The organism is Nocardia crassostreae (assembly GCF_001613405.1).
Lineage (GTDB): Bacteria > Actinomycetota > Actinomycetes > Mycobacteriales > Mycobacteriaceae > Nocardia > Nocardia crassostreae.
This window is the reverse complement of record NZ_BDCH01000014.1, coordinates 139,109-150,921: the sequence shown is the minus strand read 5'-3', so window position 1 is coordinate 150,921 and position 11,813 is coordinate 139,109. Positions and strand designations below refer to the sequence as shown.

The 11,813-nt window shown below is 70.3% G+C and carries 13 protein-coding genes; 4 read left to right on the top strand and 9 right to left on the bottom strand.

What is annotated here, in order from left to right:
* Positions 1–20: 20 nt before the first annotated feature.
* Positions 21–824: a ribosome hibernation promotion factor gene (locus tag NC4_RS13270; protein WP_067537138.1), complete on the bottom strand. Its 804-nt coding sequence runs from the start codon at positions 822–824 to the stop codon at positions 21–23.
* Positions 825–998: 174 nt separating this feature from the next.
* On the opposite strand from NC4_RS13270, the gene NC4_RS13265 reads away from it, so the two are divergent.
* The 3 genes from NC4_RS13265 (at position 999) to NC4_RS13255 (ending at position 3,826) form a co-directional block, all read left to right on the top strand.
* The gene (locus tag NC4_RS13265) at positions 999–2,585 is read left to right on the top strand and encodes an ABC1 kinase family protein (RefSeq protein ID WP_157554655.1); all 1,587 of its coding nucleotides are present in this window, start codon (positions 999–1,001) and stop codon (positions 2,583–2,585) included.
* A 96-nt stretch (positions 2,586–2,681) separates the two neighbouring features.
* Positions 2,682–3,236, top strand: a complete 555-nt coding sequence (locus tag NC4_RS13260) for a flavodoxin domain-containing protein (RefSeq protein WP_067537132.1) — start codon at positions 2,682–2,684, stop codon at positions 3,234–3,236.
* A gap of 11 nt (positions 3,237–3,247) precedes the next feature.
* Positions 3,248–3,826: a CBS domain-containing protein gene (locus tag NC4_RS13255; RefSeq protein WP_067537130.1), complete on the top strand. Its 579-nt coding sequence runs from the start codon at positions 3,248–3,250 to the stop codon at positions 3,824–3,826.
* A gap of 56 nt (positions 3,827–3,882) precedes the next feature.
* Here the strand turns inward: NC4_RS13255 and NC4_RS13250 are convergent, their stop codons facing one another.
* The 7 genes from NC4_RS13250 to acsA form a co-directional block, all read right to left on the bottom strand.
* Entirely contained in the window at positions 3,883–4,299 is a 417-nt protein-coding gene (locus NC4_RS13250; protein WP_067537127.1) for a hypothetical protein, read from the bottom strand.
* Positions 4,296–4,556: a phosphopantetheine-binding protein gene (locus NC4_RS13245; RefSeq protein ID WP_067537125.1), complete on the bottom strand. Its 261-nt coding sequence runs from the start codon at positions 4,554–4,556 to the stop codon at positions 4,296–4,298. Before NC4_RS13245 ends, NC4_RS13250 begins: the two co-directional genes overlap by 4 nt.
* A gap of 4 nt (positions 4,557–4,560) precedes the next feature.
* Positions 4,561–5,931, bottom strand: coding sequence for a 2-oxo acid dehydrogenase subunit E2 (locus NC4_RS13240; RefSeq protein ID WP_369690748.1), 1,371 nt, complete (start codon positions 5,929–5,931; stop codon positions 4,561–4,563).
* Positions 5,909–6,283 (bottom strand): lipoyl domain-containing protein, encoded by a 375-nt coding sequence (locus NC4_RS44575; RefSeq protein WP_369690747.1) that lies wholly within the window; start codon positions 6,281–6,283, stop codon positions 5,909–5,911. The genes NC4_RS13240 and NC4_RS44575 overlap by 23 nt, the downstream gene beginning before the upstream one ends.
* Positions 6,284–6,319: 36 nt before the next feature.
* On the bottom strand, positions 6,320–7,291 hold the full coding sequence (locus NC4_RS13235; RefSeq protein ID WP_067537119.1) for an alpha-ketoacid dehydrogenase subunit beta: 972 nt from the start codon (positions 7,289–7,291) through the stop codon (positions 6,320–6,322).
* On the bottom strand, positions 7,288–8,283 hold the full coding sequence (gene pdhA / locus NC4_RS13230; protein WP_439957504.1) for a pyruvate dehydrogenase (acetyl-transferring) E1 component subunit alpha: 996 nt from the start codon (positions 8,281–8,283) through the stop codon (positions 7,288–7,290). The genes NC4_RS13235 and pdhA overlap by 4 nt, the downstream gene beginning before the upstream one ends.
* 77 nt (positions 8,284–8,360) lie before the next feature.
* The gene (acsA, locus tag NC4_RS13225; protein WP_067537116.1) at positions 8,361–10,178 is read right to left on the bottom strand and encodes an acetate--CoA ligase; all 1,818 of its coding nucleotides are present in this window, start codon (positions 10,176–10,178) and stop codon (positions 8,361–8,363) included.
* Between the two features lie 188 nt (positions 10,179–10,366).
* On the opposite strand from acsA, the gene NC4_RS13220 reads away from it, so the two are divergent.
* A complete protein-coding gene (locus tag NC4_RS13220) occupies positions 10,367–10,924 on the top strand; it encodes a flavodoxin domain-containing protein (protein ID WP_067537113.1) in 558 nt (185 codons plus the stop codon).
* 92 nt (positions 10,925–11,016) lie between these two features.
* Here NC4_RS13220 and NC4_RS44570 read toward each other — a convergent pair whose 3' ends face one another.
* Positions 11,017–11,784 (bottom strand): universal stress protein, encoded by a 768-nt coding sequence (locus NC4_RS44570; protein ID WP_245721661.1) that lies wholly within the window; start codon positions 11,782–11,784, stop codon positions 11,017–11,019.
* Positions 11,785–11,813 lie beyond the last annotated feature (29 nt).

Sequence of the window (11,813 nt, the reverse complement as noted above, 5' to 3'; positions counted from 1 at the left end):
TCGGCATTGGGATTCGGCCGCTAACTCGCGGGCGTGATCAGGCCGTAGTGGCCGTCGTAGCGGTGATAGAGCAGCCGACCGCGGTCGAGGTCCCGGTCGCGGAAGAAGACGAAGGGCCAGCCGGTGAGTTCGAGCCGGGAGACCGCGCCGGGGATATCGGTCACCGGCGGCGGTGACAAGCTGATGGTCAGTGATACCGAACCGGGAGCGACGGCCGAGGGACGCGGATCCAGTTGGGCCAGCCGGTAACCGGCGGGACCCCCGTGGTAGAGGACGCTGTCCTGGCCGGTGCCGATCTCGGTGAACAGGTGGAAGTCGTAGTCCAGCATTTCCATATCGAAGGCGGCTTCGTCGCAATTGACCGCCGACAGGGTGTAGGTCTTGCGGCGGATGATCTCGCGCTGGTCGGCGGGGCGGGGGAAGTAGGGCAGCGCCCGGCGCAACGGGTCGCCGTGCCGCCATTCGCGCGGGCCCACGCCGGTGCGGCAGCCGCGCACGGCTTCCCAATGCCGGGCCAGCAGCTGTAGGCGCGCCTTCAGCCGATCCGCCAGTCGATCCACCGCCTCGCGCGTGGACCCGGCGGCGACCTGGACCCGCACTGGGCGACCGTCCATGGTCACGTTCACCTGGGCGATGATCTGGTCGTGCACGGCGGGATCCGGATGCCCGGTGAGCCGGACCCGGGCCGATATGATCGGCTCGGGGGCGAAATCCAGCGCGTGCCCGATCTTTTCCCGGGCGTAGTCCGCACCGGCGGCCGAGACATGCCGACCGGTCGATACCCGCAGCACCGATTCGGAATCCGACGAACGCAACGAAGTCATGCGAGCAAACCTCCTTTCGCATGACTCTGACATCCCGGGCGCCTCCGCCGAGAGAGCCGAAAGTCATTGCCCGCCCGCCCTTCGGCACGGCGACGGCGCAGCTGACCGAGGCCCCTCGGGCGCACCGCCCATTTCCCCTATCGCCGCATCCGCGCGTGCGAGAGCGTGGATCGCATGGGGACGGTGCATATCTCCCGGGTAGGCTACCGCGCCCGCGTGACCCGGGTCTCCCAGATCACGCGCGTGCTGTGGAGCAGCGAGACCGATTGGCTCGGTGACGCGTTGAGCGTGCACGAATGCGGTTCGCTGCGCTGCCGCCTGCACTGCGCGGCGGGCCTGCACCAGTGCCCGTACCATCAGGCGCTGGAACGCCCCCTGCCCGAACGCATCCGCGAGGTGCTCGAGCAACTCGGCCCCACCTTCGTCAAGCTCGGGCAGATGCTGGCGCTGCGCCCGGACTACCTGCCGCTGCCCTACGCGCAGGCATTGCAGCGGTTGCACACCCACGCGGTGCCCTTCGACGCCACGGCCGCCCAGCGCATTGTCGAAACCGAACTCGGCAGGGCGATCGAGCGGCTGTTCCGCGAATTCGAACCGGAGCCCTTCGCGGCGGCCTCGTTGTCCCAGGTACATCGGGCGCAGCTGCCCGACGGCCGGGTAGTCGCCGTCAAGGTGCAGCGCCCCGACGTGGCGGACCTCATCGCCCGCGATCTGGCGCTGCTCCAGTGGCTGGCCGCGAAGGTGGAGCGCCGCCGCCCGGCGACGCTCGGTTTCCGGCCCACCGACGCGGTGGACGAACTGGCCGCCTACACCACCCGGGAACTCGACTTCCGCAGGGAGGCCGCGGTTTCCGAGCAGATGCGGCGCAATGCCGCGGCCGACCGGCGACTCGTGGTGCCCGCGGTGCACCGGCCGCTGAGCACCGCGCGCGTGCTGACCACCGACTTCATCGACGGTCTGCCGCCCGCCCCGGCCGCCGAGCTCGCCGCGGCCGGTTTGAAGCCGGACAAGGTGCTCGACGCCGGAGCAGCCTGGATGGTCCGGCAGCTGTTCACCGACGCCCTCTTCCACGCCGACCCGCACCCCGGCAATATCCTGCTGCTGCCCGGAAACCGAGTGTGCCTACTGGATTTCGGCATGTTCGGCCGTTTCGACCGCGCCCAGCGCCGCCGCATGGGGCTCATGCTGCTGGCGCTGATCAGCGGCGACTACAATGCGGTCGGCACCCAGCTGCTGCGCATGTCGACACTGCGGCCGGGCGCGGATCCACGCGGCTTCCGCGATGCCGTCGCCGAACTCGTGGCCGATTGGTACGAAGTCGAATCCGGCATGACCGCGGCGCAACTGCTGTTGCGCGATCTGGGCCTCGGCGCGGCGTTCGGCATCGTGTTCCCGCGCGAGCTCATGCTGCTGTGCCGCTCGCTGGTCACTCTGGAATCCACGGCCAGGGTGGTGCGGCCGGATCTAGATCTGGCGGCGCTGCTGCGGCCACAGCTGCCCCAATTGCTGCTGGCCCTGCTGCCCACGCCCGCGAATGTGTGGGCCGCCGTGCGCGAGCAGCGCATCGACTACCTAGCGCTGGCCCTGGACCTGCCCGACCTGGTCATCGAGGTCGCCGACGCGCTGCGGCACCGCGGTGTCCTCGACCAACTCGGCGCGGCCGTAATACCGCCCCCGCCACGCGATCTGCTGCCCACCCTGGCGGCCTTCGCCACCGGCGGCTGGATCGCCCGCGGCGTGCGCGCGGCCCTGCCCCGATGAGGCGGCGCCGCCCCTGGCGCGGCAGGGGCCATTGGTCCCCGCCGCCCGGGCAGGACGCCTCTGCTCTGTGATCGAGGCCGCCACCACGCTGAAACCATGGGAACGCACACCATTCGCATCGCGGTCCTGTACGCGACGGCACAGGGATCGACGCGCGGGATAGCGGAATTCATCGGATCACAGCTCACCGGTCGCGGCGCCGCGGTCGAGATCGCCGACGTCGAGCATGCGCCGGACCTGTCCGGTTTCGACGCCGTCGTCCTGGGCAGCGCCGTGCACAATATGGCGTGGCTGCCGTCGGCCGCCGAGTTCGTGAACGCGCACCGCGACGAGTTCACCGCCCGCGACACGTGGCTGTTCAGCGTCGGGCTCGGCCCCGCGCTGCGTGGCCCGCACGGCCGCTGGTTCGGCCGACAGGTGCCCAGCGCCATTGCCGCCCTGCGGGATTCGATCACACCGCGCGATTACACGGCCTTCGCCGGGCGCATGGAGCGCGCGGGCTCGCCCCTGTGGGCGCGCCTGGTCTACCTGGCCATGGGCGGCGGCCGCTACGGCGACCTGCGCGACTGGGACGCCGTCCGCGCCTGGTCCGAACGGATCGCCCACACGCTGCGCCTGCCGCAGTCCATAACCCCTTCTTCGCATCAATGAGGTGAACTACCATGCGCGCACGTGACGTGCTGAGCCGTCCGGTGGTGACGGTTCGACCGGAAACCCTTGTCCACGAGGCGATCACGCTACTCACCGCGCACGGCTTCGCCGCGCTTCCGGTGGTGGACGAGGACGGCCGGGTTGTCGGCATCTTCTCCGAATCCGATGCCCTCGGCATCGGCGGACATCTCGAAACCGCGGTCGTTCAGGCTGTGATGACCGTACCCGTCGAGGTCGTGACCCCCGGCACCGACACCTCGGCCATCGCCGCCCGCATGCTCACCGGCGGCCTGCCGTCCGTCCCGGTGGTGGAGGCCGGACTACTGGTCGGGATCGTCGCGCGCCGCGACCTCCTGCGCGCCCTCATCCGCGACGACGCGACCATCGAGGCCCGAATCCGCGCTCTCCTCGACGATTACGCGGGCAGCCGCCGCCTGTGGACCATCGACGCCGACGACGGCCGTGTGACCATCCGCGGCCTGTTCGCCGACGACACCGAACAGCAAGTGGTCGCGGCGCTGGCTCGAACGGTCGCCGGGGTGCACCAGGTGGACCTGGTGGACGACGCGACGGTGCTCCCCGACCGCTGACGCGCGGGGCGGCCCGGGAGTTCGGTAGCACGCCCAGACGACTCACTGCGCTTGGATCAATGCGCCCGGACGCGGCCGCGCTGCACCAGGCCGAGCATCAGTACGGCCAGCCCGAATGCCACGCACACCGGCTGTAGCCAGAAGAATTCGCGAATCATAATCAGTTGCACGATGATCCAGCCGATCAGCAGCACTCCTGCGGTCACGGCCGCCGCAGGTGCCCGCCGGTCACCCAGGGCGGCGAGCACCGCGGCGAGGCTCATCGGCAGGCCGACCACCAGCAGCAGCGCGATGCCCGCGAACACCGGGCTGTCGAACGGAAGCCGTTGCACCACGGTGCTTCCCAGGTCGATCCCGCCGCCCGCGAGTCCGAGCGCACTGGCGAAGGCCCAGATCGCGCTGAATCCCGCCACCAGCGTGAGAACTGCGGCGGTCGTATCGACGTGCCGGGCGGCGTATCTGATGAGTGTCATGGTTTCACGTCCTCGGTGAGGAAGTCGACACAGGAGTCGATGGTGGTCAGGCGGGGGTAGTCGTCTTCCTCGATGCGGCGGGCGCGCGCGGCGGCGAGACGCTCGACGAAGGTGAGGAAGTCGATCGAGTCGAGGTCCAGCGCCGGGCGCAGCGGTTCGTCCGCGGGGAGGGTGACGAGGAAGGAATCGGGGGCGAAGCCCCGCAGGGCGGTGCGCACGGCGATATCGGCGGATTCGCGGGTCATGGTGGCGGGCATGGGATCACAGCTCCTCGGGGTGTTGCAGGAGTTCGGACAGGGTGTTGAGGAAGCGCGCGCCGATCGCGCCGTCGCTGGCGCGATGGTCGGCGGACAGGGTGGCGGTGAGCTGCGGGCGCACTCCCAGCAGCCCGTTCACGGCGCACGGCCGCTCACTGATCGCGCCGAACCCGACAATGGCCACCTGAGGGACGGCGATGACGCCGTAAACCGAATCCACGCCCAGATCACCGAGATTGGTGACGGTCAGCGTGGCGGGCGTGGCATCGGCGGCATGCAGCCGCCCATCGCGCGAGCGCGAGACCGCACCGCGCAGCGCCCTCATCATGGCGGGCACGTCCAGGGTGTCGGCGTGCGGAATGGTGGGAACGATAATGCCGCCACCCCGCAGCGAGACCACGAACCCGAGGTGCACGTCATCGGCGGCCCGGAATTCGTCATCGACCCAGAAACCATTGAGCTGCGGCACCTTCCGCGCCGCCAGAGCCGTCGCACGCAGCAGCAGCGCCGGGGCGAGAACGCGCTCCGCCACCGGCGCGCGACGGTTCGCCTCACGCAGCCAGCGGGTGGCGGCGTCCATATCGAGGGTAGCCGACAGATAGTATTGCGGCACCGTCCTTTTCGACCGCGTCATGGCGGCCGCGATGAGCGATCGCATCGCCGCCCGATCCCGACCCGCCCCCGGCTCGGAGCCCACACCGGCCACCGCACCACCGGTCGGCACCGCACCGGTGAGCTCGGTCGCGGCCTCCCCAGCGGCAATTGAACCGCCGGTAGCATCGCTGTTCTCTGCCGCAACCCGTTGTGCGGCACGAATATCCACCGCCCGGACGGCACCCGCCGGACCACTGCCCACGACCCTCGTCACATCGACCCCGAGCTCACCGGCCAAGCGCCGGGCATACCCGCTGGCTCGACCACCGGGCTTCGTGCCCGCAGGCGCAGGCGATTCGAGCCTGGGCGCCGCAAGGATGTTCGGGGGCACCGTGGCATCGGCGTGTCCGGCTGGCGCAGTGGAAGTGTCGATCGCTGCGGACGGCTCCTGCGCGGCTGGCGCGGGCGACGAGGGTTTGCGGGGGCGGCGGGGGTGATCGCGGGCCGTGGTTGGGGAGGCTGAGGGTCGGTGACGGGTTCCCTTGACGGGCTTGCGGGTGGGCTTGCCGTCGGCGGAGGCGCGGCGGCTGGGCACGGAGGGCGCTTCGGGCTCGGCGGTGCGCGGGTGCGCGGCGGCCGGGGCGGGCGGGGCAGGCGGCTCTGTGCCGTGGACCTGGGCGGCGGCGTGCTCGACGTCCGAGCGGAGGATTCGGCCGCCGGGGGCCGAGCCGTGCACGGTGTGCAGGTCGATTCCGGCCTCATCGGCCAGTCGCCGGATCAGGGGGGTGGCACGGAATTCGGGGGTCTCGCCGTTTCCGGCCGGGACGGGCTTGGAGAGTTCGGCCGCCGACTGCGTCTCCGGGGCGGAGACGGTCGAACTCTTTTCGCCCGGACCGGCCGGGCGGACCCGCCTGTCGGCGGTCGCGGCGGCGGGGACGGTGTCGATGGTGGCCAGTGGGGTGCCGACCGGGACGGTGGCGCCCCTCGGGCACCAGGATTTCGGCGATGACGCCCTCGTCGAAGCATTCGACTTCGATGGCTGCCTTGGTGGTGTCCACTTCGGCGACGACATCGCCCGAGTGCACAGCGTCTCCGGGGTGGACCAGCCATTGCAGCAGGGTGCCCTCGGTCATGTCCGCGCCGAGGGAGGGCATGACGAACTGGGGCATTCAGCTCACCGCCTTGCGGAGGGCGTCGGCGACGGCGTCCGGTTGCGGCAGCGCCGCTTCTTCCAGTTGCTTGGCGTACGGGATGGGCACTTCGGCGGTGCACACCCGCTGCACGGGGGCATCGAGGTCGTAGTAGGCGTGTTCGGCTGCGCGCGCGGCGATTTCGGCGGAGAGGCCGACGCTGCGCCAGCCCTCGTCGACGACGACGAGGCGGTGGGTGCGGGTGATCGAGGCGAGCAGGGTGGACTCGTCGAGCGGGCGCAGGGTGCGCAGGTCGATGACCTCGGCGGAAATGCCCTCGGCGGCGACCTGTTCGGCGGCGGCCTCGGCGACGTGCAGGGTGCCGCCGTAGGCAACGACCGTGATATCGGTTCCGGGGCGGCGGATCTCGGCTCGGTCGATGTTCGCCGGGCCCGCGTCCGCGGGCAGTTCGCCCTCGCTGTTGTAGAGCGCGATGGGTTCGAAGAGCAGGACCGGGTCCGGGTCTTGCAGTGCGGTCCACAGCATTCCGCGCGCATCGGCCACCGTCGCCGCCGACAGCACCCGCAGTCCGGGGATGTGCGCGTAGAAGGCTTCCAGGCTGTGCGAGTGCTGGGCGGCGAGCTGGCGGCCCGCGCCGGTGGCCATGCGGATCACCAGCGGGACCCCGAGCTGCCCGCCGGACATGTTCCGCAGGGTCGCGGCATTGTTGAGGATCTGATCCAGGGCCAGCAGGCTGAAATTGCCGGTCATGATTTCCACGATCGGCCGCATACCGCCCAGTGCCGTACCGATTCCCGCGCCAACGAACGCCGATTCGCTCAATGGGGTATCGCGGATGCGCTGCGGGCCGAACTCGTCGAGCAGACCGCGGCTCACACCGAAGCAGCCGCCGTAGGCGCCGACGTCCTCACCCATCAGAAAGACTCGATCGTCACGAATCAGCGCGTCCCGAAGGGCTTCTCGCAGGGCTTCCCGGTAGGTGGTGGTCATGACGGCTCCGCGTAGACATGCCGGGTCAGATCGGCGATGGGTTCCACCGCGGCGGCTTCGGCGGCCACGATGGCGGCGTCGAGTTCGGCCGCGGCGGCGCGTTCGAGTTCGGCGAGCCCGGGTTCGTCCAGCTCGCCCGAGGCGATGAGCGCCGACGAGAGCCGGGGAATCGGGTCCTGGGTCTTCCAGTCCTCGATCTCGGACTTCTGCCGGTATTTGTCGGCGTCGTAGAGCGAGTGCGCGCGGAAACGGTAGCTGCGCAGTTCGAGGAAGCACGGTCCGCCGCCCGCCCGGATGGCGGTCACGGCGCGCCGGGTCGCCTCCGCGACCGCTTCGGCGTCCATACCGTCCACGGCCCACGATACCAGGCCGTAGGAGGCCGCGCGCAGCGCGAGATCGGTGACCGCGTGCTCGCGGGCCAGCGCCGTGCCCATGGCGTACCGGTTGTTCTCACAGGCGAACAGGACCGGAAGCCGCCACAGCGCCGCCAGATTCACGCATTCGTGAAATTCGCCCTCGGCCATGGCCCCGTCGCCGAACAGGCAGACGGTGACCACCGGCCGCTCGCGCAGCGCGTCGGCCAGCGCCAGCCCGACCGCCACCGGCAGCCCGCCCGCGACAATGGCATTGCCGCCGTAGAAGCGCCGTCCGGCGTCGAACAGGTGCATGGAACCGCCGCGCCCGCCGCTGCATCCGCTCGCGCGGCCGAACATCTCGGCCATGAGCGCGGCCATCGGAATGCCGCGGGCCAGCGCGTGCCCGTGCTCACGGTAGGTGGAGACCACGGCGTCGGCGGGCCCGATCTCACTCAGCAGCCCGGCCGCGATGGCCTCCTCACCGATGTAGAGGTGCAGGAAGCCGCGGATCCTTTCGGCGCTGTAGAGCCGCACACAGCGTTCCTCGAACCGGCGGATACGAATCATCTGCCGCAGCAAAGCGATTCGACTGTTCTCCGGCCGCGGTTCCGGCGCGCCCGCGACCTCGCCGAGCACCGGATCCTCGTGCACCGGATCCTCACGCGCCGGGTCCCCATGCGCCGGGTCCTCGTGCACCGCTGTCTCGGTCGCGCTCACGACACACCTTCCAAGGTCGAGACGTCACCTTCGGGAAGGCCGAGTTCGCGCGCCTTCAGCAGGCGGCGCATCACCTTGCCGCTGCGGGTGTGCGGCAGGCTGTCGGCGAAATCGATCCGTTTGGGCGCCACCGCGCCGAGGGCCCGGCGGCCGAAGAACAGTAGTTCCGTGCGCAATTCGTAGCTGGGCTCGAATCCCGGCCGCAGCAGGACGAATGCCTTGACCAGTTCCCCGGCCACCGGATCCGGGATGCCGATCACCCCGGCCTCGGCGACCGCGGGATGCTCCATGAGCGTGCTCTCCACCTCGAACGGCCCGATCAGGTGGCCCGCGGATTTGATCACGTCGTCGGCGCGGCCGACGAACCAGTAGTAGCCGTCCGCGTCGCGGCGGGCCGGATCGCCGGACAGATACCAGCCGCCCGCGAATGCCTTCGCGTACCGGTCCGGATCATTCCAATAGCCGCGGAACATCGCCGGCCAGCCCGGGCGCAGTGCGAGTTCGCCGACCTCGCCCACTTCGGCCGGTGTGACCGAGCCGTCCGCCACGGCGGCGCGGCCATCGGGACCGCGCCGCAGCACGGTGGCCTCGATACCGGGCAGCGGCCGTCCCATCGAGCCCGGGCGCACCTGCGCCGACGCCAGATTCGAGATCATGATCGCGCCGGTCTCGGTCTGCCACCAGTTGTCGTGCACCGGACGTCCGAGCACGCGGTGGCCCCATTCCACGACTTCGGGATTCAGCGGTTTCCCGACGCTGGCCACGAACCGCAGCGCCGCGAGATCGGTGCCCGCGGGCAGGTCGTCCCCGCGGCGCATGAGCATGCGCAGCGCGGTGGGCGCGGTGTACCAGACCGTCACCCGCACCTCGGTCAGGATGCGATACCAGCGCAGGGCATCGAATTCGGCCTCGTCGCTGATCACGGTGGCGCCCAGGCACAGTGGCGCGATCACGCCGTAGGACATGCCCGTCACCCAGCCCGCGTCGGCGGTGCACCAGAAGGTGTCGCCCGCCCGCAGATCCAGCGCGTAGCGGGCGGTCACCTGATGCGCGAGCACCGCACCGTGCACGTGTACCGCGCCCTTCGGCTTGCCGGTGGTGCCGCTGGTGAAGTGCAGCAGCGCCGGATCCTCGGGACCGGTGCGCACGATCGGGAACTTCGGATCGGCCAAGGCCATTGCCAGTGGCAGTCCCAGCGTGTCGTCCACCTCCACATCGTCGGGTCCGGCGTCGGCGAGCAGCACGTGCCGCAGCGCGGGCAGTTCGGCGCGGAGCCCGGCGACCTTGCGCCGGTAGAGGTCCGTCGTGGTGATCAGGGTGGTGGCGCCGGAGATCTCCAGCCGCTGCCGCACCGGTTCCGGACCGAAGGCAGAGAACAGCGGCGACACCACGCAGCCCGCCTTCCACGCGCCCAGAATCACGACGTAGAGTTCCGGCGTACGGCCCAGCAGCACGCAGACCCGGTCGCCGCGACGCACACCCAGATCGCGGAGCACCGTGGCGAATCTGTTGCTCAGACCGGCCAATTCGGCATAGGTCAGGGTGACGCGGCTACCCTTGGCGCCCAGCCAGCGCAGGGCGGGCGCGTCCGCGCGCGGGGTGCCCAAATGCCGGTCGACCGCGGTGTAGGCGATGTTCACGCCGCCACCGGGCATCTCACCCATCTCGACTCGCGCCGCGTCCCAGGTGAATTCGCGACAGGAGCGGGAGTAATCGGTCAGGTTGGCATCGGTGCGCTCGCGGGCGCTCTTCTCGATGGGTTCCCAGCGCGTCGGCGCGACTGCCGAGACGCCCGGTCGGTTCACAGTATTCATGGGTCCTCCCGTCAGCAGTCAACCGCTCGGCACCCGGTGCCCGGCAGGGCGCAAAGTCCACTGCCGCGGTGACCTCGGTCGTCGGCTCAGCGGCGCACGCACGGACAAGATCGGCCGGTGACCATGGTCCCCGCACCCCGGGCACGAGTCCTCTCACCGTCCGGTTCGCCGGTGCGCAGGCTCGACCCATGGACAACGACAAGACTTCCCGTATCTCCGTCATCTACGCGACCGCGCAGGGCTCGACCCGGGAGATCGCCGAGTTCATCGGCGAATACCTCACCGCGCGGGGTGCGACCGTCGAGGTCGCCGATGTCGAGCACGCCCCCGAGCTGTCCCGGTTCGACGCGGTCGTGCTCGGGAGCGCGGTGCACAATAGGGCGCTGCTTCCCGAAGCCGAGACCTACGTCAAGTACCACCGCGATCAGCTGACCGCGCTCGATCTCTGGCTGTTCGGCGTCGGTCTCGGACCGGCGCTGCGCGGGCCGATCGGCCGCCGGGTCGGCCGCATCGTGCCCAAACGCATTGCCCGGGTGCGTGATTCCCTCGCTCCGCGCGAATACCGGCTCTTCGCGGGCCATTACGAACGCATCGGCGTCTCGCTGGGCGCGCGGATCCTGTACCGCCTGCTGGGCGGCGCGCGCTACGGGGACCTACGCGACTGGACCGCCGTCGAACTGTGGGCCGACGATATCGCGCAGGCCCTGAAGCTTCCTGCGCCACAGTCCATTCCGACACATCCTTGAGGACGATCGCGATTGCATCCATTGCTCGCCATCGAACCCAGCGCGTGACGCCGAGGCCCTGCGGACCTCGGCGTCATGGTCTGCCGTGGGTGTCAGCGCGCCCGGACGACCACCATCGGGCAATCCACGCTGTGCAACAGGGCGGCGCTGGTGGAGCCAAGCAGCATTCCGCTGAATCCGCCGCGGCCGCGGCTGCCGGTCACCACCAATTGCGCGTTCTCGGCCTCATCGACGAGTGCACGGACCGGGCGGTCCATGACCAGGATGCGGCGCACCCGGACATCGGGATACCGCTCCTGATATCCGGCCATGCTCTCGGCGAACCGCAAGCTCTCCTCCTCGCGAATGGCGTCCCAGCCGGGCAGCAATGTGCCGTAGGGACCGGTCGCATCGCTCCAGGCGTGCAGCGCGACCACACCGACCTTGCGCAGCGACGCCTCCTGGAACGCCAGTTCCAGGGCGGGCACGCTATTGGCCGTTCCGTCCACGCCGACCAGCACCGGCTTGTCGGCCGACACCGGATCGGCCGCGGCCGTGGCGTGGATGACCGCGACCGGGCAGCTCGCGTGGTGGGTCACCGCGGTGCTGACCGAGTCGAGCAGACCGCGCCGGAACGCGCCGAGTCCCCTGCTACCCACCACCAGCATGCGCGTGCGCGGCGCCTGCTCGAGCAGGAAGGGAATGATCAGGTCCACGGTGACGTCGGTGTCGATCTCGATCGCCCGGCCGAGCGCGGCCGAGCGGGCCACCCGGGCGGCCTCGCTCACGACGCGCTCACCGTCGCGGCGCAACTCGTGCACATCCGCGTCGGTCAACACCGTGGCCGGGCTGAATCCGGTCGGCACGGCGACCGAGGTCACGATCCGCAGCGGGCAACCGTGCAGTCCGG